Below are 26153 nucleotides of genomic sequence, written 5' to 3' on the forward strand. Positions count from 1 at the left end.
TTTGGACGTTTAAAACAGTGACAATGTTACCGAGTATTGATCCACAATCTGCGTTAGAAAATCATTACCAAATGTATTTAGAAGCGTTATCAGCTTCTGGTTTCTCTGGTGATATTGAATACAGTTACGCAAGCCGTTTAGCTGTAGCCACGGATAATTCGATTTATCAAAAATTACCCCAAGCAGTGATATTTCCTAAATCTACTGCTGATCTGACTTTAATTGGTCGCACTTCAAATCAATATGAGCAAGTCAAATTTAGTGCTAGGGGTGGCGGTACGGGTACCAACGGACAGTCTCTTACAAGTGGGATTATTGTAGACGTATCACGTCATATGAATGCAATCCTTGAAATAAACGCAGAAGAATCTTGGGTGAGAGTGCAAGCTGGCGTTGTGAAAGATCAATTAAACGATGCCTTACGCCCACTTGGGTTTTTCTTTGCTCCAGACTTGTCCACTAGTAATCGCGCCACTATCGGCGGCATGATCAATACTGATGCATCAGGGCAGGGCTCTCTAGTTTACGGTAAAACTAGTGATCACGTTTTAGCACTAACCTCTGTTTTGGTGGATGGAACTATTTTAGAAACTGCTCCTATGGCCATTGAGCGTGCACAAAATGCAGAATCTCAAAATCGTCGTTTAACTGATATTGCCGCACAGCTAATTGAAACCTGTGTGGATAAACGACAACAAATCTTAGCTAAATTTCCGCGCATGAATCGTTTTTTGACAGGCTACGATTTAGAGCACACTGTATCCGATGATTTAACCCAGCTGGATATTAGTCGAGTTATTACTGGCTCAGAAGGCTCACTGGTTTTTGTTTCTGAGGCAAAACTGAATATTACCCCAATTGCAAAATGCAAAGCCCTTGTGAATATCAAATATGATTCGTTTGAATCAGCCCTGCGACATGCCCCTCATATGGTTGTCGCTAATGCGACTTCTGTCGAAACTGTTGATAGCAAAGTCCTTAATTTGGCCAAACAAGATATTATTTGGCATTCAGTGAAAGACCTTATTCAAGACGTTCCCGGTAAAGAAGTTCTCGGCTTGAATATGGTTGAATACAATAGTGAAGACAAAACACAAATAGAAAGCAAAATAGCGCAGCTTTGTGAAAGGTTAGAGAACGCTCAAAAGCAAGGCATAGATGGCATAATTGGTTATCAGCTAACCTATGATGTGGCTGATATTAATCGTATTTACGCAATGCGTAAAAAGTCTGTTGGCTTATTAGGTAAAGCGGATGGCTGGAAGAAGCCCATTGCCTTTACTGAAGATACCGCTGTCCCTCCTGAAAATCTAGCCGATTTCATTATGGAATTTCGCGCCCTTTTAGATAGCAAAGGCCTTTTTTATGGCATGTTTGGTCACGTTGATGCGGGCGTCTTGCATGTTCGGCCAGCCTTAGATATGAGCGATCCAAATCAGCAAAAAATCATGCAAGAGGTTTCCGATCAAGTGGTTTCCCTCGTTTCCAAGTATGGTGGTTTGATGTGGGGGGAGCATGGTAAAGGTTTTCGCAGTGAGTATGGGCCAGAGTTTTTCGGTGAAGAATTATTTCTTGAATTGCGAAAAATTAAGAGTGTTTTTGATCCACTAAATAAAATGAATCCGGGAAAAATATGCACTCCCATTGAGTCAACAGAACAGTTGGTCAAAGTCTCCGATTTAAAACGTGGTGATCTTGATAGACAAATCCCCATTGCCGTTCGCGATTCGTTTGAGGCTGCAATGAGCTGTAATGGTAATGCACTTTGTTATAATTACGACACCACATCAACTATGTGTCCGTCGAGTAAAATTACCCGTGATCGTCGTCATACACCTAAAGGTCGGGCTGGGATGATCAGAGAATGGTTACGTCTGCTTAGTCAAAATAAGGTGGATATAATTGAATTGGAAAAAGGCGAAGATCGCCCATCTTGGTTTGAACGTCTGCAAAACACTCGATATAAATCGAAAAAACCGGATTTCTCTCACGAAGTGCTAGAAGTCATGGAAGGGTGTTTAGCTTGTAAGGCCTGTGCAAGCCAATGTCCAGTGAACGTAGATGTACCGTCTTTCCGTTCGCGATTTTTAGCAATTTATTATCAACGTTATTTGCGTCCTGCTAAGGACGTATTAACTGCCAATATTGAGTCAATGGCGCCTTGGATGGCCAAAGCACCTGCGATGGTTAATTTCTTTCAACGCCAAGCTTGGCTCAAAAATATAATAAAGCGCTATATAGGTTATGTAGATGCCCCGTTATTGTCTGAACCGTCACTTGATAAGCGGCTTCAACAAAAACAAATCATGCCTTTTAACTTGCAGACTTTATCTGGCTTAAGTGAAAGGGAAAAGGCTGCAACAGTGTTGATAGTGCAAGACCCTTTCACAAGCTTTTACGAAGCTGAGGTGGTAGAAGCGTTAATTCAATTATTGCAAAAACTTAATTTTAATCCAGTGATTCTGCCATTTAAGCCCAACGGCAAACCTCAACATGTTAAAGGCTTTTTAGGGAAATTTGCTAAAACAGCGAAAAACACAGCTGATTTCTTAAATCAGATAGCAAGATTAAACTTACCTATGATAGGCATCGATGGTTCTTTAGTATTATGTTATCGAGATGAATATAGTCGTATTCTAGGTAGTCAGCGTGGTAATTTTAATGTTCAGTTGGTGAATGAGTGGCTTGCTAGTCAAACTCTTGAAAGAGAGCTGTTAGACAAAATGCAAGTTCATGGTACACCTGATGTCGATTTTAAACTCATTTCACATTGCACAGAAAAAACCAGCATTGCAGGAAATGATAACCATTGGAAAGCAATTTTTTCTTGGTTTGGTTTAAACTTGACACCTATCGCAACTGGATGTTGCGGCATGGCAGGCTCCTTTGGTCATGAGCTAATTCATCAACAAGAATCAAAAGGAATTTATGACTTAAGTTGGAAGCAGGTGGTGGACTCAACCCCTCAGCAAACACTTTTGGCAACAGGATATTCATGCCGTACTCAAGTGAACAGATACGAAGGTTTCAAACCTAAGCATCCAGTACAGGCACTGTTAGCAGTATTACAGAAATAGATAAGGATAGTTATGACAGAACCTCAAAAAATGAGTCAGGAGCAAATGACTCAATGGGTACGTTCACAGTTTCAACGAGCAAATAAACATTTGGCAGAAAATGGCGTTATTTTCGATTCAGTGGTGACTGAAGAATGTCGATATTTAGCTCCTTATGTAGCCGTTTGGAAAATAAAAGCATTAGATAACAAATATTATTGGGTGATAAGTGGCGACTTACCTTGTGATTTTATGCCTTATGAAAGTGAGAAAAGTGCTAGAGATGTACTTCGTCGATTTTCTTTCCAATGGCAGTTAAAGGCACAGGATATTGAAGAGAGTAGCAACACTGACGCCACTCAGAAACAGTTTGCCGAAATGTTAGTTATGCGGGCTGAAGGACTTTATGCACTTTATAATCAAGAAGAGCTGTGGAAAGAAATAAAGGGCGGTAAAGCCTAAAGTTAGAAATGAAGGTGCTGTATTAGTGAGTCAATTCCACTCGGTTGAGTGAAAATTCTGCAGTAGAACATGCCATTTTTTGTCTGGCTATTCCTGCATCCATATAAACTGGACCGACTGGGTTGAATCCTTGGTTTTTATAGTATTCTACACCTTCCATGTCACACTGTACGTATACTTGTTGCAAGCCTAATCGATTAGCATTATCAACTAGTGCCGCGAACAGTGTGCGGTAGACTTCTGGCCCACGAAACTTTGGAACAACTGCAACACGACCAATTTCTCCGCGAGTGGTTAGTCTGCCTGTTGCGATTTCTTGTTTTTCATTGTCAAGTACGAGTACATGTACAGCATGCATGTCCTGTTGATCAAATTCACATTCTCTAGGAATGCGCCATTCGTAAACAAAAACCTTTTCTCTTAACCTACTTAATGTATGTTTTGCTTTTTCCCAGTCAACGTTTTGGACAGTTAACGTCACTGAAGCAGTCTCCTTAAAGTTCGTTAAATATCAGGGTACCACCCCCCTGAATTAACGAGTCTAGCCAATAATTGATTAAAAATTAAGCCGTTAGCGTAATTATTTTTCTCTTCGCTATCCAAAATAGTAGAATTTAGCATAGCCGACAGCATATCTTCATGTTCAGGCTCAACGTTTATACGATGTTGGTTTACCCAAGTAACTATTTGATATTTATCGTTAAATCTCATTTTTTGCTGGATTATTCTGGTGTCGAGTTTGCGCTGAAACATCACCCCATCGTCGAGCATATTAATGATTTCATTAAGGGTATAATTTTCTGTTAAATCAGCCGAATACATATCTATGTCTTTGGTTTCTGTAAAATAAGTCGCGATAAAATCATCAAAATGAACAGAATGGATCATATCCTTAAACATGTTTCTAATTTTTTCAATCTCAGACGATTTGATTTCAAAACGCGAGTCTCGCGACGAGATATCAGGATCGCTATAACGGTGATTAAACAAATTTTTGGCTTGTGCATAGTCAACAAAACCATCAAGCAACTCTCTTTGAGTCGGGGCTCTAAAGCCTACGGAATAGTTCAAACATGGTGTTAACGCAACGCCATTATGTGGAAAGCCTGGTGGAATATAAATTAAATCACCAGGCTCAAGGATTTCGTCAATGATGGGATCGAAGCCGGTAATTTGTTTTAGGTTTTTAGCTGGCTGGATAGAGTTGTAGTGTTTATTTTCGCCAACTTGCCAGCGTCTTGAACCTCGGCCTTGAATAATAAATACATCATATTGATCAATATGAGGTCCAACGCCACCATTTCTTTCAGAGTAACTGACCATCAAATCATCGACTCGCCAATTAGGAATAAAATCGAAACTGTCTAACAACATTTTAGCTTCGGGAATATAGTGATCAACAGATTGTACCAATAGCGACCAATCGCCGATGCAATGGGGCGTAAAGTCTGAAAAAGGTCCTTGGGAATTTGCCCAAACCCCTTTTTTCTTGGAGATGATCCGTGAGTCGATATCTTCTTCTTGAGCAAGACCCGCAAGTTCATGTTCGTCCAAAGGATCACTGAAGTTAGCAAAAGCTTGGCGGATAACTACCGGTTTTTTCTGCCAATAATCCTCTAGAAAACGCTGTTTACTGGGAAGGTTTAAAGTATACATTTAGATTAACAATTTCCTCTATTGTAGGTTATTGGATCTCACTCATAAAATAAGCTGTCAGTGTACCAAGTCCTTTGATATTAAGCTTCTGTTCGCGCTCAAATTTAATCGCTGCTCGGCTATGTAAATACGTATTTTGACACACTAAAATTTTACTTGCTTGCCCATTACTTTCTAAGCGGGAGGCTAGGTTGACGGTTTCTCCCCACACATCAAAAAGCATATTGTCCACCCCAACACAGCCAGCGGTTAAAGGTCCGCTAGCAATACCAATTCTTATTTGTAGATTTAGATTTAGCTGGTGACAAAGATTATTAAAGCTGTGCAGCATTGTTCTTGCGGCTTGACAAGCTTGTATAGCGGGATTAAGACGTTTTTCGTAAATACCGCATACAGCCATATATTGATCACCGTTGGTCTTTATTTTTTGCAGTTGGTTTTGACGACTAATTAAATCAAATTCACAGTAAAATGCATTTAGTAACTGCATTGTTTGTTGGGTGTTAGAACTACTGCAAAGCTGGGTGTAGCCTTGAATATCAGCAAATAATACCGAGCAAGAGTGTTGCTCTAACGGAATAGCTGAATGGCAGTTTGTAAAGTTTGTCAGTAGACGTTTAATTAACGGTTTAGGTAAGGTTTTCTGTAATAAATGAGATATGCGCGCTTTGTCTCTACTCATTCTCAAGTGTGCTCTGCGAGTATTTTGGAAAACCAACAGGCTTGAGGTGATCGCCGCGCCAGATATCATCAGACATGTTCCCATAGTTAGCCAAAACTTTTCGATTTCATTGGGTTGCAATGTATGACGAGGAAATTGCCAAAATGCTTCAATTCCACAAAAACACACAACATAAATAACCAAATTAGGAATGTATTGGCGCTTTTCCCAGTCTCGATACAGAAAAGGACTAACAAATAAGCCAATTAAAAAGAAAAAGTGAAACTGTAAGTTTATGCTCCAAATAACACTGGATATGCCAATGTAGGAAACGAATCCGTACATGAGTAGGGCTCTGGCAGAAACGAAATGATGGCGCCAATTGAAACGAAGTATTTGAATAAAAATAACAATGTGTAGAACGCATAATACAAGTACTGGAAAACCACCATACTGCCAAAAGCCTACAATAAATGGCAGTTGTATAACTAAAAAAGTCAAAACCATTAACGAGATTGTATTAACTATTTTTATATGGCTAAGGTTGTCTAAATCGTTTTCATTGATACCAAGAAAGGCAATTTGCCGAAATAGATCTTTTATCATTTGGCAATCCTTGCCGAATTAATTCCTATATCTTTAAACTTAGCAACAAAATTGCATTCTTCCCATATCAAGCAAGTCTAGTTTTAGTCGAAAGTAATTATTAATTAAATTCGCTGTGATGCGTTCTCGGTTTCCTAACCCTTCGTTTGTTATATCACTGGGCTTGTTAGTCGAGTTCAAATGCAAAGGGTAATAGGCCAGCTATATCAACCGTTTGAATATTACCTTGGTTGTCACACATTAATATTTCGGTATTTTTGTCAGCAAATTCTTTGATTTTTTGGCGACAACCACCGCAAGGAGGACAGATTTTTTCATTTGGACTGGCGACTAAAATTTTAACGATTTTTTGGCCACCATCCAGAATCATGGACGCTATTGCACCGGCCTCGGCACATTGCCCGAGTGGGTAAGCTGCATTCTCAACATTACATCCAGCATATACTTTGCCGTTATCCGCTAAAATTGCCGAGCCTACTCTAAAATTTGAATAAGGGGCGTAGGAGTTTAATTGTGCTTGTCTAGCAGCCTGGATTAGTTTTTGCGTGTCTTTTTCCAAGTTTTTTATCTTACATTTTTAAAACGGCCACACAGTTTGCGATAAAACCTAAGGTGTTGACAAGTATTTATCAAAATAGAGTGTTAATTACTATAATAAAAAGCGCTAGTTTAGGTCTGAATAATACGTATTTGTGCAGTGCTAGGCTTTACTTTCAGGGCTAAATAGGCGAGTCTTATCTTGCTCTTTTGGGCGTTATTTTCTTAACCTTTAAATCTAGATAGATTTAATTTCTGTTACATTTGTCCAACTTTCAAGTGCCATTACAATTCAATATGAATAAACACCTTTTGCTATCTTTATTTCTTATTTCTTCAGGCCTTACTGGGTGCAGTATCAATTCGGGTTCAGCGCTGCATTCAAAAGTCGAAAGTATTCTCATTCCAGAGCCGCAACCTTTAAACTTTAGATCGCAGCTAGCCATTGCTAGATACAATCAAATACTGACTCAAACATCATTGAGTAATGAAGAAAAAGCCGAATTGTTATTTTTACGCGGTACCCATTACGATACCGTGGGATTAGCTGGGTTGGCACAATACGATTTTGGTCGCGCTAAACAATTAAAGCCAGATATGGCCGAAGCATATAATTCTATTGGCATTCACTTTACCCAACAAATGGACTTTAACGAGGCCTATGAGTCGTTTGATTCTGCTTTAGAAATTAACCCAGAGTTAGATTTTGCGTTATTAAATAGAGGGATCGCACTTTATTACGGCAAGCGTAATGAACTAGCAATGGAAGACCTCTATCGGTTTTATAATAAAGACAAAGAAAATCCTTTTTCTGCTCTATGGCTTTATTTAGCTCATAAAGAAGTGAACGGTGAAGCCGCATTGGTGGAATTAAAACAACACCGTGAAAACCTTTCCGATGATAATTGGGGGACAATAATTGTTGATTTTTACTTAGGCAAGGTTAGCCGCAATAGACTATTAAATGGATTTGTTATCGGTCCTAAAAATACCGTTGAACTAAACCAGCGTATGTGCGAAGTGTATTTTTACATGGGTAAGTTTTACGAAAGTCGTGGTGAGCGAGGCTTAGCTCTAAATTATTTTAAAATGGTGTTGAGCACTAACATTTATGATTACGTTGAACATCGTTACGCAAGGCTGGAGATAGATAAGTTACGTAAACAGGCATCTGAAGACTTAAAAAGTTAAGTCAAATGCGTAAATAATGATACTTCGTTTTCTGCTATTTACCCTGATTTCCCTATTGTTACGGGCCGATAGCGTATTTTCGCCGAACTTTTTATATGATTTAGGTAGCCGAAAAGCCCAGCAATACAGTCCACTGTATATTGCCGCCGAACAAAAACATGGTGATGCTTTAACCTTATTATCGAGCATGTCCATTGAGCATGAACACCTTTATTGGATCCACAAAAGTGCAGAAATAGGCTCTCTAAACGCACTCTCGTACCTTGCAAATAACAGTTCTGACATACCTAGCAAAAAGCATTACCTGTCCCTAGCCGCAAAACTAGGCGATGCTGAAAGTCAATTCCAACTCGCTTTGTTATCATCTACTGGTTCTACAAAGGTCAGGTTGTTAGAAAATGCGGCGTCCTCTGGCCATAAAGAAGCCATTGTCTCTTTGTACTATTGGTTTAAGCAGTTAGGCACATCCGATGCAGAAAATAACTGGTTAGGTCAGGCTGCTGAACTCAACCCTAGCCTAAGTCGGGCTTATGCCGATCATCTTTGGTTAAATCAGAGTCCTGAGGACAGTATCCAATGGTTGCTTACACAAGCTGACAATCAAGATATTAATGTGCAAAAACAAACCCAAGCTTTACTTGCAGATATTGAAAGCATGCGTTGGCAAGCATCAGACCAAATGCAATCTATAAACAATGATTTAAGGCAACCCCAATGCGCCCTCAATATACAATTTATAGCCGGCTCTTTGCGAGCGATAGAACAAGTAGGTGAGTTAGCAATGCATTTTCAATCTGATCCTCGTTTTAGCTCTTTCCCTATTTGCTTCAACCATCCTGTGTGGCTAGCGCCCAATGAATTAGGCTGTAGCAATAAAACACAAACAACTCTAACTTGCTCATTGCAAGCCCTATCTGAATTGGCAAGTACCACTGATTTTACCCACGCAATTGTTATATCCGACAAGGGCATTGCTAATGTGCATAACGGTGTAATGTTTCTGGATAAGGAAGATGATTATAAGGTATTTTTACATGAATTGGCCCATTTTGCGGGATTTATTGATGAGTATGAAATTGACCAAGGGATGGCTGAAAAGCTATGTACATCAGGTCAAGCGCCGAACTTGGTGTATGCTGACAACAAACCACAAATAGTTGATACCGAGTATGCCCAATATCATCGTAAATTCGAAAAAATCGAATTCACTAAAACGGCTACTTGTAACCAAACCCCTGCTAACGCCTATAAGCCCGTTAAGCAAACTACCTTTATGGAGCATCATGATGTTGGTGTGATCCCCGATTTGTATTTGCAAATCTGGCGTGATTCGTTAAATGACAAACTTAGCTTAATACCTATATATGTTAATTTTGCACAATGGTACGAATCAACAGGAGATCATAAACAGGCTGGGTATTGGTGGTATAAATATAATGATTATCGTTCATAATGATTATTATCTAGTACCTCACAAAAAGTCGTCTACATTTTTTGAAATGCTTAACTACAATGACTGTGAACAATTAAAAATGAGATGTTTTAAAAATGCCAATTGATGTTACCACCCTAAGTAAAGCCTATGAATTTTTGTCTGATCCCACAGGATTGGTGGACGAATCTGGAAATTTATTGTTCTCCAATACGGCATTTTTACAGATCATTGGCGACAATCAAACAAGTCAATCAACTGGCTCGTTACACGATATTTTCCTACTGCGGCAATCTACTACGAATAAGTGGCAAGGTGTTTTAAATGAAGCCCTTGCCCAGGCTTGCACCGTTGAAGTGATGATCGCAAGTAAGTCTAAACAACTTGTGTGCTGCAGTCTGCACCTCACTCCCATAGTCGATGAGGGACGTTTTATTTGTTTTTTAGCGCGCCTGACTGACAAATCCGTCGATTCACTGCCTGATGAAAGTTTAACAACCTTAGCGTATCGCGATAGTTTAACCGGGTTGGCAAATAGATATTTATTTAGCCAATTATTCGATCATGAAATTAGTCAATCGCAAAGACTTGCAAAACGCTTTGCAGTTTTGTTTCTGGATTTAGATAAGTTTAAGTTGGTAAATGACAGCATGGGCCACGATGCGGGGGATGCGTTGTTGTGTGCTGTTGCAGAAAGGTTACAAAAGTCATTACGCAAAAGCGATTTAATCGCCCGTATGGGAGGTGATGAGTTTGCGGTGATCATGAGTAATATCAAAGACACTGAAACAGTATCAAAAGTCTGTGAAAAGCTCATTCGAGAAGTTAAAAAACCATTACGAAGTGGCACTAATGTTATGGAAGTGGGATGCAGCATCGGCGTGAGTATCTATCCGGATAACGCTGATACTGCTGAATCTTTGTTGCAACACGCCGACGCTGCAATGTACCGAGCCAAACATGATGGCGGTAATCGTTTTCAATTTTTCAGTGACGCGTTAAATCAAGAATTAAATGATATTCGTGTGGTTGAACAAGAATTACAACTAGGTCTGCAGGAAAACCAGTTTGTTCCGTATTTCCAACCTGTGTTTGATCTGCGCACTAATCGTGTAGTCGGAGTTGAATGTTTAGCGCGTTGGCAACACCCAACACGAGGCGTCTTAGCTGCCTCAGAATTCATAAGTATTGCGGAAAAACAAGATGTGATACGCGAGGTTTTTAACCAAGTTTTAACCAAAGCATTTGAGCAGTTAGATCATTGGACTTTGTCATTAAATGAGCGGATCCCCCTTTCCATCAACATTTCGAACCGACAGTTTTACCATCACAATACTTTTGACTTAATTGATAGCTTAATCAAACAATATCAGGTGCCTGCCGATGCTATTCGCATTGAAGTCACTGAAAGCACCTTACAAGAAGCCGAAACCGATTTGTTGGAGCATTTGACTCGAATTAAAACCTCGGGATTTAGTATTACGCTGGATGACTTTGGCACCGGTTATTCATCATTGCGTTATTTACAACAACTACCTGTCGATACTCTTAAAGTTGACCGGTCCTTTGTGCGTAATTTAGATAATAACCCCCATGATAAAATTATTGTGAAGGCTATTATTCAACTAGCTGAAACGCTTGGAATCGCTGTAGTTGCTGAGGGGGTTGAGTCCAAACTACAATCAGATTTTTTGGTGCAAAATAAGTGTTTTATTATGCAGGGTTATTTATTTAGTCAACCCTTGAGCAGCGACGATTTTGAAACTTTTATGAAGACAAAATCATCTCTGACTGAATGACCTTATCAGGTTTGAATTTACATCGGTTAACACCAGTGAAAAGTATATAAAAGCGACCAATCTAAGGATGATTAGTCACTTCCCAACCTATTATTGATGATGAGGCACTTTATCTCGTAATTCATGAACCCACATAGACGTAGCACCACAAATTGCCACTGGCATCACTAAAAAATTAATGATGGGGATCATCGAAAACACACTTACTAATATGCCAAATGAAAAGCAGTGGGTGCGGCTTTCATTTAGGGTGCTGCGCATGGTTTTAAAACCAACTTTATGATTATCAAATGGGTAATCACAATATTGGATCGCCATCATCCAGGCAGAAAATAAAAACCACAAAACTTGACCAGCAACGGGCAATAGGAAAAACAGTATAAGAAAGCCTATGGCTCGAGGAATGTAATAAGCAAGTTTGGCCATCTCGCGTCCCAGAGTGCGCGGAATATCTTTGAATACATCGAGCAACCCCGTGTCGCCTAAGCTTTTTCCGGTAAGATGTAATTCCACTTTTTCAGCCAATAAACCATTAAAAGGCGCAGCTATCCAGTTGGCTAAGGTTCCAAATAAAAGGGCAAACACCAATAGCACTGTGATCACGGCTAGGGGCCAAAGAATGTAAGCTAATCCTTGTTTTAACCAACTCAACCATTCCCAATCAGGAATAATGTTAACTATATAAATGATTGAAGACTCAATTTGGCCCACTAAAAAGTACAAGGCCACTGAAAAAAGAATTAAATTGACTGCCAAAGGAACAAACACAAAACGTTTTAATCCTTTTGTTTTAATTAATGAAAAGCCTTGCAGAAAATATCCTGCACCACTATTACTTTGCATATTTTTACTCATTCTCGCGGATTACGTTCAAAAATAGGCATTTAGTATAACTTTGTACTGAATCAATACAAATCCTCAATTGTTACACTTGATGACATTTGATACATTCACTACAAACTATAATAAAGATCCTCTATCCCGAATGCGCTTAAAAAAAATCCGGTTGGCTGGGTTCAAGTCTTTTGTTGATCCTACCAATATTCCGTTTCCTGATGATATGACAGCAATTGTTGGTCCCAACGGTTGTGGCAAGTCTAATGTTATCGATGCGGTACGATGGGTGTTAGGGGAGAGTTCCGCCAAAAATTTACGCGGCGATGCCATGACCGATGTCATTTTTAATGGCTCTAATGCCCGCAAGCCTGTGTCTCAAGGCAGTGTTGAGTTAGTTTTCGATAATTCTTCAGGACGAATACAAGGCGAATTTGCTAACTATGCCGAACTATCAGTTAAACGAGTAGTTACCCGAGAAGCCCAATCAACCTATTACTTGAATGCCACAAAATGCCGACGCCGAGATGTTACCGACTTATTTCTTGGTACGGGCTTAGGCCCAAGAAGTTATGCAATCATTGAACAGGGCACCATATCCCGTTTAATCGAATCTAAACCCCAAGAACTGCGTGTGTTCATCGAAGAAGCGGCCGGTATATCCAAATACAAAGAACGCCGACGTGAAACAGAAAATCGTATTCGCCATACCAAAGAAAACTTAGAGCGTTTAGAAGACGTGCGCTCCGAGTTAGGGCAGCAAATTGACAAACTACAACGTCAAGCAAGTGCTGCGCGAAAATACAAAGAATTAAAAGCCAAAGAACGTACCTTAAAAGGTGAACTCGCTGCATTACGGTGGTTAAAGCACAGTGAACATATAGCCGCACTAGAAGGTGAAATAGAGCGACAGCAAAATGAGGTTGAAGCCTTTGTGGCTAAGCAGCGGGGGGATGAACGAGGAATTACCGTTTATCGGGAACAGCAACAAAACTTTAAGCAACAATTAACCGACTTACAAAAACAGAATTTCCAATTAGGTACTGATATTACTAAGTTGGAGCAAAATCGTTTGCATGCCAAACAACGGACCAGCCAAATTGAAAACGAACTACAGCAAATTCTTCAATCAATTGAAGAGTCTGAATTAATTGCGGCTGAAGAAACGACTAAACTTGAAAACCTCGAAATCAAGATTGCGGAGTCTGAACCGGAGTCAGAAGCGGTACAAGCTCAATTAGAACATGCTCAAGAAACGTTAATTCAACATCAAGAAGAACTGCGATTGCTGAACAATGATTTTCATGATCATGAAAAGGCCTATCAACACTGTAAACAGCAAGTACAAAGTTGCCATAGTCAAATTCAATCTACCATGAATATGCAAATGCGAACGCAACAACGCATTGGAGAGTTAAAACAAGAACAAAGTGAATTAGAACAGGATGTTGTGGCCGAACAAATCGACAGCTTACAGTTGCTGGTTGGGCAAGCCAAAGAAGATTTTGATAATGCTAAACATCAGTTAGAGCACAGCAAAGCCAGCTTGCTTAGTTCCCGTGAAAAAGAAAAAGCACATCAAAATGAGTTGTTTGAAATTAAAGGACAAGTGCAACAATTGGATGCGCAAATATCCGCGTTGAAAAGTTTGCAAAGCGCCGCGAGTGAACATCAAACTCTGGAACAACTATTAGAATCCAAACAACAAAATTACCAGCCTTTATGGAAAGTGTTAGAGGTTGAAGCTGGATGGGAAAAAGCCGTCGAGGCTGTGACTACTGAATGGCAACAAGGGTTTTGGTTAGAAGAAGGAACTCATATTGACGATTATGTGCAGTTGGAAACTGGCAAGCTTATCTTTTCAGAGCAATTGAGTCAGATAAAACCTGAAGGCACTTTGGCAAGCAAAATCAGCAATTCACAATTGCCCGATTGGTTTGCCCAAGTGTTAGCGGTAGATAGCAACGAACAGGCATTGGCACTATTGGCTACCTTAAAACCGGGACAAAGTATTGTCACTAAAAAAGGTCTGCGTTTTGGTAAAGGCTGGTTAGACTTAGGGGATACGGATACTCAATCTGGATTGATTGAAAGATCCGCAAAAATATCTGAATTAACCGCCAACCGCCAGCAACTAATTGATGAAAAGTTGCGGCACATTGAAGAAGTATCTTTGCAGTTAGCGCAAACCACTGAGCAGCTTGAATCACAGGTTGAACAACACCAAGCCGACTTTGTACAAGCCGAGCAAGGAATGATTCAAACCCAAAACCAACTTAACTTGCTAGAAATGCAGCAACAGCAAGCCTCACAAAGACAGAATAAATTGGATTTAGAACTTAACCGCCAATTGCAATTATTAGAAGATGAAAAAATGCAATCTGAGCAATTCTCTGAACAAGTCCAAGAGTTAGAGCTGCAACTTGAAGAGATGTCAGTTAAACAACTCGACTTCGAGCAACAAAAATCTCAATTACACGAGCGGGAACAGCAAGCCCGACATCAGGTTGAAACCTTAACCAATACTTCACATCAACTCGCCTTATCGCTGCAGCAACTAACTAGCCAAATGCAAGGTTTTAGGGATGCGAATCAACGGACTAAACAATTAGTTGCATCAATGCAGACCCGAAAACAGCAACTTTCTGACGAACTTGCACAGTTAGCTAAGCCTGCTGATGAACAAGAACATACTCTGGCAATTCTATTAGAGCAGCGGGTGGAGGTTGAATTACAGCAAACTCAAATTAGCGATAACTTGGCCGAGGTTGAAAACTTATTGTCCGAAGCAGAAAAAGGACAGCAAGGAATTGTTGATAAAATTCAACAAATGCGCAGCCTTTTAGAAAGTAAAAAGCTTGAATGTGAAGGTTATCGTGTGCGCGCTAACAGTACCTTAGAGCATTTAGAAGAGCTCAACCAAAACTTAAAAAGTCTGCTAGAAAATATGCCAGAGGAAGCAGAAGAAAACCGTTGGCAGCAGCATTTGGAGAGCACAGTTGCGGCTGTCTCTCGTCTAGGTGCGGTAAATTTAGCCGCAGTAGAAGAGTATGAAATTCAATTTGAGCGTAAAAAGCATCTTGATGATCAAAATGATGATTTAATGGCTGCACTGGAAACCTTGGAAAGTGCCATACGTAAAATTGATCGGGAAACACGAACCCGTTTCAAAGAGACCTTTGAAAATGTAAATAATGGTCTCAAAGAACTGTTTCCTAAGGTCTTTGGTGGCGGCTCTGCTTATTTGGAACTTACTGGCGAAGATTTACTCGAAACTGGGGTGACAATTATGGCAAGACCCCCAGGAAAGAAAAATAGTACAATTCACCTTCTTTCTGGTGGAGAAAAAGCGTTAACCGCTTTATCATTGGTGTTTGCGATTTTTAGATTAAATCCAGCACCGTTTTGTTTGCTTGATGAAGTTGATGCACCCTTGGATGATGCCAACGTGGGGCGTTTTTGTAAGCTGGTGTCTGAAATGTCAAAAAGTGTACAATTTATTTATATCACCCACAATAAAATTGCGATGGAAATGGCTAAACATTTGACTGGTGTGACTATGGCGGAACCAGGCGTTTCTCGTATGGTAGCTGTGGATGTTGAAGAAGCTGTGGCAATTGCTCAAGCATAAAAATAGGGTATAAAGCTCATATGGAAGAATTACGACTAGCATTTTTAGTCATTGGTGGGGTAGCCATCATAGGTATTTTGGCGCATGGCATGTGGAGTGTGCGTAAAAACTCACAAGAAAAAGGGCATGCTAACCTTGAAACTCAAGATTGGGATGACGAATACGACGATGATATAGAAGACGTCGATGTAGATTCCGATGTTATTGTTATGGACTCTGCTGAAAAATCCCGCAATAAAGTTGAGCCGAGTTTAGGTGGCGATAATTTCGATGAACTCGGGATTGGTGCCGTTCGCGTGGTCAGCCAAGCGCCTAAAAAACAAACTGCAGATGATTCGCAAAATACAGAAGATGGTGCAGACGGTAAAACCGGAGCAAAAGACGTTTCTGAAACTGACTTGTCTGAAGATGCCAGTGATGTCATCAAAGAAGACACCAATGCACAGGCAAATGATTCAGAGCAGGCTAAACCCAAAATTTATTCTTCTGTAGTGACCCAGCCAAAGCCTGAATATGCGGCTCAGCAAGTCCATGCTATGCGTTCTCGAATGAGTGCAATCGATAATGCTGAAACCGGCGATATTCCAGAGCCTCCGCCATTTTTGTTAAGAACTAACGAACTTGAGTCTGGTGAGCAGCCGAATGAACCTGAAACTACGACCAACTCAACAATGGATTTTTCTGCCGTCGATGAAGTAACTGCGACAGCCGAGGTCACAGAAAAGCCAAAAGCACAGACTCCGCCAACGGCAAAAGCTGATGTAGAGACAGCTCCAGAGCCTAAAGTGGAAGCTCAAAGCAATGGTCAATCAAGTGCTGAGAATAAGGTTAGCCTCGCTGACCAGGCTCGAAATTTTGTGAAGCGCAGTAAAGCTGAACCAAAATCACGAAAACGTAAAGAGCCAAAAATCCGTGAAGATCAGATGAAGATAGACTTTGATGAACCTGAATCAAAACTTGATGCCCAAGGTACGCAAGAAAAGGCGCCAACCAATACAGAAAGTGACAGCCAACCACCAGAACAGCAAGTTTTAGTGTTGAATGTGCGAGCTAATGACGATAACCCTATCCAGGGAGCAGCGTTGTTGCCGATGCTGTTAACCCTTGGGTTTAAGTTTGGTGACCAAGATATTTTCCATCGTCATGTGAATAGCAACGGCAAAGGTCCAGTGTTATTTAGCTTGGCGAATATGTTCAAACCTGGCGTGTTTGATATTGATAACTTAGAAAACTTTACCACTTTAGGTGTGTCATTATTTATGATGTTGCCCATTGAAGGGGACCCTCATCAAGTATTCAATATGATGCACAATGCCGCGCGTAAAATAGCGGATGAATTTTCCGCCCAAGTACTCGACGGTAGACGCAGTGCTTTGACCAAACAAAGCTTGCAACAATATGTTGAAAAAATCAGAGAATTTGAAAGAAAACGCATGATCGCGCGCTAAACTTAAATTCTTAACAAAATTAAACAATTAATGGGACAGTGATTAAACTGTCCCTAAATTTTTAGCCTCCCATCTATTCCGTTTAGTAGGTAAATACATGAGCTCATCTGCCGATTTATTGCAGCAGTTAAACGATATTCGTACACAAATTAACGAATATAACTATCAATATTATGTACTCGATGACCCGTCAGTTCCCGACGCAGAATACGATCGTTTGATGCGAGAGCTCAACGCTATCGAAAAACAGCACCCTGAATTAATTAGTGCCGACTCGCCGAGTCAAAAGGTTGGGGGAGAGGCTTTATCTGCTTTTACACAGGTTGAACATGAAGTGCCTATGCTGTCTTTGGACAATGCATTTAATGATGAGGAGTTGAATGCATTTGATAAACGTATCGTCGATAGGCTTAAACACGATGTTACCTTAGAGTACAGTTGCGAGCCCAAATTAGATGGTCTGGCAGTGAGTATTTTGTATGAAAATGGGATCCTAGTTAGAGCTGCCACCCGAGGTGACGGGCGTGTTGGGGAAAACATAACCAGTAACGTCAAAACCATTAAAAATGTTCCGCTAATGTTACGTGGCGAGGATTTTCCTGCGCGATTAGAAGTACGCGGTGAGGTGTTTATGCCTAAAAAGGGCTTTGAGCAACTAAATGACAGGCAGCGCAGCGCCGATAAAAAAGTATTTGCCAATCCCCGTAATGCCGCAGCAGGAAGTCTGCGACAACTCGATCCCAAAATTACAGCCAGTCGTCCGTTATTGTTCTATGCCTATTCAATGGGTTTGGTAGAGGGCGAAGTGGAAGCGATGGCGAATAAACATAGTCAACGCTTGAGTCAATTAGTGAGCTGGGGATTACCGGTATGTAATGAAATTAGTGTGGCCAAAGGCTCAGCAGAATGTCACGCTTATTTTGCAAAAATTGGGGAAATGCGAGAAGGCTTAAGTTATGAAATTGACGGTGTAGTCTTCAAGGTAAATGACATTGACCAGCAACAGCAGTTAGGTTTTGTGTCACGAGCGCCGCGCTGGGCCATTGCCCAAAAGTTTCCAGCCCAAGAGCAAATGACAAAACTCCTTGACGTTGAATTTCAGGTCGGTCGTACCGGGGCCATAACCCCTGTTGCTCGCTTAGAGCCGGTTTTTGTCGGTGGAGTAACGGTATCCAATGCCACCTTACACAACCAGGATGAAATTCAGCGCTTAGGGGTTAAAAAAGGCGATATGGTGATTATTCGCCGAGCTGGTGATGTGATCCCGCAAGTGGTGTCTGTTGTCAGTAAAATGCGTCCAGAAGATGCCTCAGAAATCGTGTTTCCAACCCAGTGTCCAATATGTTCATCAGCAGTTGAAAAAATAGAAGGCGAAGCTGTCGCCAGATGCAGTGGTGGTTTGTTTTGTCCTGCTCAGCGCAAAGAAGCCATGAAACACTTTGCATCGCGTAAAGCGCTAGATGTAGATGGTTTAGGTGATAAACTAATTGAACAATTGGTCGAGCAAGAGTTAGTAAAAAGCCCCGCAGACTTTTTTAAATTAGACCTGGCGCAACTATCTAATATGGAGCGTATGGGAGACAAGTCGGCTGCAAATTTGGTGAATGCATTATTGGATGCTAAACACACAACGTTTCCGAAATTTTTGTACTCCTTGGGTATTCGAGAAGTGGGTGAAGCCACTGCCGCTAATCTGGCTAATCACTATTGCAATTTAGACGCATTAAAAGCAGCGGATCAAGAATCTCTGCAAGAAGTCAGTGATGTGGGTGTCATTGTTGCGGCTCATGTGTATCACTTTTTGCGTGAACCTCACAACATTCAAGTTATCGATGATTTATTGGAAGTGGGGATCACTTGGCCAGAGATTATCCCTAAATCTGAAGACGAAATGCCTTTAAAGGATAAAACCTTTGTTTTGACTGGCACCATGGAGAGCATGGGACGAAGTGATGCTAAGGCTAGACTGCAAGCTTTGGGAGCGAAAGTGTCCGGTAGTGTTTCGGCTAAAACCGATTACCTTGTTGCCGGTGAAAAAGCGGGCTCTAAACTCACTAAAGCACAAGACTTAGGAATAGAGGTGTTGACGGAACAAGGCTTAATTGATTTGTTTGAAAAACATTCAGGATAGTCCTGAGTGTGTGTCAATCAAACGGTTCTAACAGCCCTTAGCCTTTTCAAATTGCTGTTAGAAATGTGTTTACGCCGATGCTAGGTAAGGGGAGGTGGTGCTAATTGAGACTGCCATCTGCGACTATATTCAATCCATTCACTGTTAGGCCGAAAGTTCAAAGTTTGATCGCTGGCTGCTTGTTAAAAATAGGCTAGTATAGTGGGCAACCACTAACTTAAAAATAAAACAATCAGGCATTGATATTATGGCCAGTAAAAATAAGACCCAAGCAAATGATGCTGATGTGATCTCATTTATTAATCGTATTGAGAATACACGTCGTCGAGAGGATGGTTTAGCATTATTAGAGATTTATAAGCAAGTGACTGGCCAGCAGCCCAAAATGTGGGGTAGTAGTATTATTGGTTTTGGTCGCTACACGTACACCTTGGCAAGTGGTAAACAAGAACAGTTTTTACGCAGCGGGTTTTCGCCTCGCAAACAAAATCTATCCATTTATGTCGCAGCATTCCTGTCAGAAAACAGCATTTTATTAGACTCCCTTGGTAAACACAAAAAGAGTAAAGCCTGTCTGTATATCAATAGGTTAGCTGACGTAGATTTGAATATATTGAAACAAATAATTGACCAAGATTTGACCATCATGGATACGCGTTACCCCGCATAAATACGCAGATAGAAGCCCATTCCAAACTAATAAAATAAAGTGATATTTTACTGCTTATTGTGCTTTCGTAACTTGCGTTTATTCCATGCTTTATTCACCGAATAACGCCAAATGGCATCAAGACCAAAATATCCAACAATACCGCATACAATTGAGCAGATACCACAGCCGACCAAAAACGCTGGGCCTATGGTTTCCATGCTTTGTACCACCCAATCCCAACTCAATTGAAATTTAAAATGCCGTTCTGGTGTGCCCAATACTTTCGTACCCAATAGGTAGGCAAGGTAAAACATGGGGGGCATAGTGAATGGATTGGTAATCCAAACTGTTGCCATTGAAAGGGGGAGATTTACTCGCAAGGGAATAGCTGACGCTGCTGCTAACCACATTTGAAACGGCACCGGCCACCATGCGAAAAATAACCCAATACCGAAAGCTCCTGAAGCTGATTTTCTGTTCAAATGCCACAAATTGGGGTCATGAAGTACAGTTCCGAACATTTTTAACGCTTTTTGGTTCTTGATTGTCTGATGATCTGGTAAAAAGCGTTTAATAATCTTTTTAGGCATAGTTAACCGAATTTCAAACCACTGTTGAGGCAAAGGATTTGCTAACTACTATACAACGTTATAAACAACTTTGGCTTGTCAGTTTTGTGACAATCTCAGTGTCCAGTATCTTATAGACCCATTTACCAAATGCTTACTGGTTGCCAGTGTTACTTCTCATTGCCTGGCTATTCACACGAAATCCCCTAGGTAACTATTTTTCGAGCGCAATATTTGTTTCAGGGGCGCTAATTGCAATTGTGTGGATGGCGAGTGTAGGCCATTGGCGGGTTAATTGGCAACTCCCAGAGCAAGATATTCGACAAATTAGGCAAGTAACAGGTTCAATCGAAACTATCATCAGTGCAAAAACGCCTACAAGATTCAATTTGATCGTTACTAGCATTAATGGGCAAGCCCATTATGGAAAGTCTCGTATACGGCTTAATTGGAAATCTCCGACCTGGTCTCTTAAACAGGGACAAATCGTGGCATTGCCCATAAAAGTAAAGCCTATTCATGGTCTAGCCAATGAAGGAGGATTCTCCTATCAAAAATGGTTGCTCTCACAAAACATAGTTGCCACGGGTTATGTTCTTAACCAAGGCGCATTATTAATTGATGATAGGGTAAGTTTTCGACAGCAGTTAATTGATAAATTTCACAGCCTCAATTTGCAACACAGTGGATGGATAGCAGCCATTACCTTCGGTGACCGTTCAGGATTGGACGTCAACGATTGGCGAACAATTCAGTCAACCGGCGTGGCTCATTTGGTGGCCATTTCTGGTTTGCATTTAGGTGTTGTGGCTTCCCTATGTTATCTGTTATTCAATATGCTTATTCGTCCAATAAGTCATTACATTGATTTACCCCAAGGTCGTAATTACCAACACTTAATCTTGTTGGCGACATTAATTTTGACATTCGGTTACGGGTATTTGGCTGGATTTTCGTTACCCACTCTGCGTGCTTGGATAATGTTATGCGCTTGGGCAATTCTGCTTATGTCTGCTCGTTTTATTACTTTTGGTTGGTTTCTGTTAGGCAATCTTTTTATTTTTATACTGATTTCTCCCATGAGTTTGTTGAGTGCAAGCTTTTGGTTAAGTTTTGGGGCAATCCTATTTATCGGTATCGTCACTTGGCTATGGCCAGCTTCCCCGCAGGATCCTAAGTCTCTAAGTCTGCTTTCTCGTATTAAGCAAACTTGTACTGTAGTTCTGCGACTACAACTTTTACTTTGCTGCTTAATGATGCCCATTGTGGCGGTCTATTTTTCCATGGTTTCGGTTATCTCCCCGTTAGTTAATTTAATTGCGGTACCCTTGGTGACTCTTATTATCGTGCCTTTGTGTTTAATCGGCTGTTTGTTGCTGCTGTGTAATGCATATTTGGCTGCATGGGTATTTTCTTGGGTCGACTGGATTTTAGACTTTAGCCTTGAGGGGTTGCAGAGGTTTGCACAACTAAGTTGGTCGCGTTTTGCCCTTCCCGGCATTCCAATTAGCGTATGGGTGTTGGTATTCTTGATGTTAATTTTGTTATGCATGCCAATTAAGCGCAGCTTCAAACTGGTTAGTTTTATTGCTGTTTTTCCGTTGTTAAGTTACTTCTTCGCCGCTAATACACAAACTTGGAAGATCCATATATTGGATGTGGGGCAGGGACTTTCAGTTTTGATTGAACAAGATGAGCGTGGGTTTTTATACGATACTGGAGCGGCATATCCCAGTGGATTTAATATGGCGGATGCTGTGGTGTTACCTGTGTTGAAACGTCACAATATCAATCAACTTGACTGGGTCATTGTAAGCCACTTTGATAATGATCACGGGGGCAGTCTAAAACAGTTGTTTGCAGGCGTAGAAGTTAACGGTTTTATGTCGAATCAAGATAGGTGTAACAGCAGCTTATCATTCCAATGGCTGAATTTGACGGTTACAGGGCTTTGGCCAGAGGCCGAAACCAGTGGGGAAGGGAATGACCATTCCTGTGTTTTACTAATATCCGATGGTCGTCAGGCGGTTTTGCTACCGGGTGACATAAGTAAACATATTGAGCACAAACTCATAGAAAAATATCAAAAACTGTTGAACGTGGACATTCTTGTTGCCGCTCATCATGGCAGCGATACTTCCTCAGCCATGTCTTTTATTCGAGCAACCTCGCCCCAATATGTTATTTTCAGTCAAGGTTATTTAAATCGTTGGGGATTTCCTAAGCAGCAGGTGGTAAATCGTTATGTAACACAAAACATAGCTTTGTTATCTACCGCACAGTCAGGGCAAATTAGCTTCGAGTTATCTTTAAGTGGTAAACCCATTGAGGTCATTGGTTTTCGAGACCACCCACTGCAAAGCTGGTTTAATCGCTATTTATGGCATTAAAGGCTGTGTTTTTGTTCTAAAAGTAGTCAATTTGGCTAGGCACAACTCGATTTTCAATAAACAATAGATTAAACCTAATATCAATTTTTAATAGCTTGGAATTACAGCTATAATCAACAAGTTATCTAACGTAAAAGTAGCCCATAAATGAATTCAACGCTTCCTACACAATCTCTGTTCAAACGTTTTCTAGTCTATTTGAAGGAATTCAAATTGGCATTTTTGATGGCGATTATTGGCATGATCGGATATGCCGCTATCGACTCTTGGATATTCTCTCAGTTACAACCCATTATTGATAATAGTTTGGGGAATCAGAACTTTGAAACATTGCGTATTGCCGCTTATTTCGTCGTGCCTATTTTTATCGCTCGTGGTTTATTTAATTTTATGGGAACTTATACACTGGCATGGATAGGCAGCAAAATCGTCATGAAAATGCGCCAACAATTGTTCGAAAAATATATGTACTTACCGGTGTCTTTCCATGACGACAATGCTTCTGGTGGCCTTATATCAAAAGTTATTTATGATACAGAACAAGTTTCAGGGGCCGGCAGTAAAGCTTTATTAACCTTAATTCGCGAGGGTGCCTTTGTTATTGGGTTGTTGGCGGTAATGTTTTATTATTCATGGCAATTATCATTAGTTTTTATTCTGATAGGGCCTGTGGTAGCGGTAATCGTCTCTGTGGTCAGCAAGCGTTTTCGCCAGGTCAGTAAAACCATTCAACAAACCATGGGTAATTTAACTTCGTCTGTAGAACAAGTTATTAAAGGCCATAAAGTGGTATTGATGTTTGGTGGTCAAAAACAAGAAAAACAAAACTTCAATGAACGTAATAACCACAATCGCCAGCAAAATATGAAATTAGTGGTTGCCCGCGTGTTGAGTGTTTCATCGATTCAGATTCTGGCATCCATTGCTTTAGCTGTGGTGTTATATATTTCTAGTTTGCCGAGTATGGTGGAAGGACTAACCCCAGGTATTTTTACGACAGTTGTGGTTTGTATGACCATGTTGCTAAAACCCTTAAAGCAATTGACCACCGTGAACAGTGAGTTCCAAAAGGGAATGGCGGCTTGTGCCAGTATCTTTGATGTGCTTGATCAGGAGGTTGAAATTGACTCTGGGAAAAAGCACATAAGTCGACTTAAAGGTAAAATTGAGTTTGATAACGTCACGTTCAGTTATCCAGGGACGCCCACGGCGGCTTTGAGTAATATTTCATTTAAGGTTGAAGTCGGGCAAACCTTTGCGTTAGTGGGCCGTTCGGGTAGCGGTAAGTCGACTATTTCAAGTTTATTAACTCGATTTTATAATATTCAGAAGGGCCAAATCCGTTTAGATGATATTCCCATTGAAGAGATTAAATTAACGGATCTGCGTAAACAATTTGCGTTAGTTTCTCAACATGTCACCCTTTTTAATGACACTATTTTTAATAATATTGCCTACGCCACTGAGAACGTCGATAGCTCACGAGTTCTAGAAGCGGCTAAAATTGCCCATGTTCAGGAATTTGTAGATCAATTACCAGAAGGTTACGAGACTATGGTGGGGGAAAACGGCTTGAAATTATCGGGAGGGCAACGTCAACGTATTGCCATTGCTCGGGCAATTTTGCTAGATGCACCCATTTTAATTTTAGATGAAGCGACCTCTGCGCTAGATACCGAATCAGAGCGCTTAATTCAAGATGCCTTAGACAAATTACAACAGGATAGAACTAGCATTGTGGTAGCTCACCGTTTATCTACCATTGAAAATGCAGACCAAATTATGGTTATAGAACAAGGTAAAATTATTGAGCAAGGCGACCACAATACTTTGTTACAGCAACAAGGGGCGTATTCGCAACTTCACAAGTTGCAATTTAGTGATGGGAATAAACACTAAGTGACCTTTATTGAAAAAGTTTGGTTTAACCCAGCACCCCAGCATCAGTTAGTTAAGTGGCTACTTTTTCCTGTTACTTGCCTGTTTTGGTTGTTGTCAGGATTGCGGCGATTAGGCTATAAGATTGGATGGCTCAAATCCCATAAAATTTCTGTGCCTGTGATTGTTGTGGGGAATATTTCAGTGGGCGGAAATGGTAAAACGCCAGTCGTCGTTTTTCTAGCAGATTGGCTAAGCCAGCAAGGATACAAACCTGGCATATTGAGCCGTGGTTATGGTGGTAAAACCTCGTTCTACCCCACCAGTGTGGATTTAAATAGTGATGTTAACCTTGTTGGTGATGAACCCTTATTAATAAAACAACGGGCCAAGTGTCCGGTGGTTATTGATCCTAAACGCCCAAGAGGGGCTAAGTATTTAGTGGATAAACATCAATGTGATGTGGTGATTTGTGACGATGGTCTGCAACACTATGCCTTGCATCGTGATATTGAGATTGTGGTGATTGATGGAGCTCGAAAACACGGTAACGGTTGGTTGCTCCCCATGGGACCACTAAGGGAAAAACAAAAACGGTTACAAACTGTCGATTTCGTAATTAATAACAGTGGTGCGCCTTCACCTCCTGAAATACCAATGGGCATAAAACCAGGGGACTTTATTAACCTAAAAGATGATAGTCTAATAAAAACCGTCAGTGATTTTGACGAGCCAGTTACAGCCGTAGCGGCAATTGGTAATCCTCAGCGGTTTTATGACTTATTAGATGATTTACAGGTGCCGGTTAAACAACATCTTTCTTTTATCGATCATTACCAATTTAAACCTTTAGACTTTCCAGACGGAAGTATAGTCATGACCGAAAAAGATGCGGTAAAATGTCGCAACATTGCAAAAGAACAGTGGTGGTATTTACCGATTTTTGCAACATTACCGCAAAGTTTTACTTTACAATTAAAACAGAAACTAGACTCCATTAAAAAGGATACATAATACATATGGCATTTGATAAAAAACTTCTGGAAATACTGGCATGTCCGGTGTGTAAAGGTAAGCTGCAATATCAGGCTAAAGACTCTGAGTTGATATGTCGTTTCGACCGTTTAGCTTTTCCAATTAAAGATAATATTCCGGTGATGTTAGAAAATGAAGCTAGGGAATTAACATCCACTGATATTGAAAATTTAGATAAAGGTTAA

19 protein-coding genes are annotated in these 26153 nt (G+C 40.6%); 13 read left to right on the plus strand and 6 right to left on the minus strand.

Annotation, left to right across the window (positions count from 1 at the left end):
* Window positions 1-23 precede the first annotated feature (23 nt).
* Together AB6T38_RS03525 and AB6T38_RS03530 are read left to right on the plus strand one after the other, a co-directional pair.
* The gene (locus tag AB6T38_RS03525) at window positions 24-3077 is read left to right on the plus strand and encodes an FAD-binding and (Fe-S)-binding domain-containing protein (RefSeq protein WP_372546045.1); all 3054 of its coding nucleotides are present in this window, start codon (window positions 24-26) and stop codon (window positions 3075-3077) included.
* Between the two features lie 12 nt (window positions 3078-3089).
* The gene (locus tag AB6T38_RS03530; RefSeq protein ID WP_372545991.1) at window positions 3090-3518 is read left to right on the plus strand and encodes a DUF4826 family protein; all 429 of its coding nucleotides are present in this window, start codon (window positions 3090-3092) and stop codon (window positions 3516-3518) included.
* Between the two features lie 22 nt (window positions 3519-3540).
* Here the strand turns inward: AB6T38_RS03530 and AB6T38_RS03535 are convergent, their stop codons facing one another.
* From AB6T38_RS03535 to cdd, 4 genes are all read right to left on the minus strand, one after another.
* Window positions 3541-3999 (minus strand): GNAT family N-acetyltransferase, encoded by a 459-nt coding sequence (locus AB6T38_RS03535; RefSeq protein ID WP_372545992.1) that lies wholly within the window; start codon window positions 3997-3999, stop codon window positions 3541-3543.
* Between the two features lie 23 nt (window positions 4000-4022).
* On the minus strand, window positions 4023-5174 hold the full coding sequence (locus AB6T38_RS03540; protein WP_372545993.1) for a cupin domain-containing protein: 1152 nt from the start codon (window positions 5172-5174) through the stop codon (window positions 4023-4025).
* A 28-nt stretch (window positions 5175-5202) separates the two neighbouring features.
* Window positions 5203-6441 (minus strand): adenylate/guanylate cyclase domain-containing protein, encoded by a 1239-nt coding sequence (locus tag AB6T38_RS03545; RefSeq protein ID WP_372545994.1) that lies wholly within the window; start codon window positions 6439-6441, stop codon window positions 5203-5205.
* A gap of 166 nt (window positions 6442-6607) precedes the next feature.
* A complete protein-coding gene (gene cdd, locus AB6T38_RS03550) occupies window positions 6608-7009 on the minus strand; it encodes a cytidine deaminase (RefSeq protein WP_372546046.1) in 402 nt (133 codons plus the stop codon).
* Window positions 7010-7275: 266 nt separating this feature from the next.
* On the opposite strand from cdd, the gene nlpI reads away from it, so the two are divergent.
* From nlpI to AB6T38_RS03565, 3 genes are all read left to right on the plus strand, one after another.
* The gene (nlpI, locus tag AB6T38_RS03555) at window positions 7276-8169 is read left to right on the plus strand and encodes a lipoprotein NlpI (RefSeq protein ID WP_372545995.1); all 894 of its coding nucleotides are present in this window, start codon (window positions 7276-7278) and stop codon (window positions 8167-8169) included.
* A gap of 16 nt (window positions 8170-8185) precedes the next feature.
* Entirely contained in the window at window positions 8186-9622 is a 1437-nt protein-coding gene (locus AB6T38_RS03560) for a hypothetical protein (RefSeq protein ID WP_372545996.1), read from the plus strand.
* 95 nt (window positions 9623-9717) lie between these two features.
* Window positions 9718-11400 (plus strand): EAL domain-containing protein, encoded by a 1683-nt coding sequence (locus AB6T38_RS03565; RefSeq protein WP_372545997.1) that lies wholly within the window; start codon window positions 9718-9720, stop codon window positions 11398-11400.
* A gap of 90 nt (window positions 11401-11490) precedes the next feature.
* Here AB6T38_RS03565 and cysZ read toward each other — a convergent pair whose 3' ends face one another.
* Window positions 11491-12243, minus strand: coding sequence for a sulfate transporter CysZ (gene cysZ, locus AB6T38_RS03570; RefSeq protein ID WP_372545998.1), 753 nt, complete (start codon window positions 12241-12243; stop codon window positions 11491-11493).
* 142 nt (window positions 12244-12385) lie between these two features.
* Here cysZ and smc point away from each other — a divergent pair, with 142 nt between their 5' ends.
* The 4 genes from smc (at window position 12386) to AB6T38_RS03590 (ending at window position 20114) form a co-directional block, all read left to right on the plus strand.
* Window positions 12386-15865, plus strand: coding sequence for a chromosome segregation protein SMC (gene smc / locus AB6T38_RS03575; RefSeq protein ID WP_372545999.1), 3480 nt, complete (start codon window positions 12386-12388; stop codon window positions 15863-15865).
* Window positions 15866-15885: 20 nt separating this feature from the next.
* Window positions 15886-17313, plus strand: a complete 1428-nt coding sequence (gene zipA / locus AB6T38_RS03580) for a cell division protein ZipA (protein ID WP_372546000.1) — start codon at window positions 15886-15888, stop codon at window positions 17311-17313.
* A 97-nt stretch (window positions 17314-17410) separates the two neighbouring features.
* Complete coding sequence (gene ligA, locus AB6T38_RS03585) at window positions 17411-19444, plus strand: NAD-dependent DNA ligase LigA (RefSeq protein ID WP_372546001.1); 2034 nt, start codon at window positions 17411-17413, stop codon at window positions 19442-19444.
* Window positions 19445-19691: 247 nt separating this feature from the next.
* On the plus strand, window positions 19692-20114 hold the full coding sequence (locus tag AB6T38_RS03590) for a DUF1801 domain-containing protein (protein ID WP_372546002.1): 423 nt from the start codon (window positions 19692-19694) through the stop codon (window positions 20112-20114).
* A 47-nt stretch (window positions 20115-20161) separates the two neighbouring features.
* Here AB6T38_RS03590 and AB6T38_RS03595 read toward each other — a convergent pair whose 3' ends face one another.
* The gene (locus tag AB6T38_RS03595; RefSeq protein WP_372546003.1) at window positions 20162-20686 is read right to left on the minus strand and encodes a DUF2062 domain-containing protein; all 525 of its coding nucleotides are present in this window, start codon (window positions 20684-20686) and stop codon (window positions 20162-20164) included.
* 140 nt (window positions 20687-20826) lie between these two features.
* On the opposite strand from AB6T38_RS03595, the gene AB6T38_RS03600 reads away from it, so the two are divergent.
* The 4 genes from AB6T38_RS03600 to AB6T38_RS03615 all read left to right on the plus strand — a co-directional run bounded on the left by AB6T38_RS03600 (window position 20827) and on the right by AB6T38_RS03615 (window position 26153).
* Window positions 20827-23055, plus strand: coding sequence for a DNA internalization-related competence protein ComEC/Rec2 (locus tag AB6T38_RS03600; protein WP_372546004.1), 2229 nt, complete (start codon window positions 20827-20829; stop codon window positions 23053-23055).
* Window positions 23056-23202: 147 nt separating this feature from the next.
* The gene (msbA, locus tag AB6T38_RS03605) at window positions 23203-24954 is read left to right on the plus strand and encodes a lipid A export permease/ATP-binding protein MsbA (protein ID WP_372546005.1); all 1752 of its coding nucleotides are present in this window, start codon (window positions 23203-23205) and stop codon (window positions 24952-24954) included.
* Window positions 24955-25947 carry a tetraacyldisaccharide 4'-kinase gene (lpxK, locus tag AB6T38_RS03610; protein ID WP_372546006.1) on the plus strand — a complete coding sequence of 331 codons (993 nt, stop codon included), beginning with the start codon at window positions 24955-24957 and terminating at the stop codon, window positions 25945-25947. It abuts the gene before it with no gap.
* 5 nt (window positions 25948-25952) lie between these two features.
* Window positions 25953-26153, plus strand: a complete 201-nt coding sequence (locus AB6T38_RS03615) for a Trm112 family protein (RefSeq protein ID WP_348493125.1) — start codon at window positions 25953-25955, stop codon at window positions 26151-26153.

It is taken from the genome of Aliiglaciecola sp. SL4 (genome assembly GCF_041538045.1).
In the GTDB taxonomy this organism is placed as follows: domain Bacteria; phylum Pseudomonadota; class Gammaproteobacteria; order Enterobacterales; family Alteromonadaceae; genus Aliiglaciecola.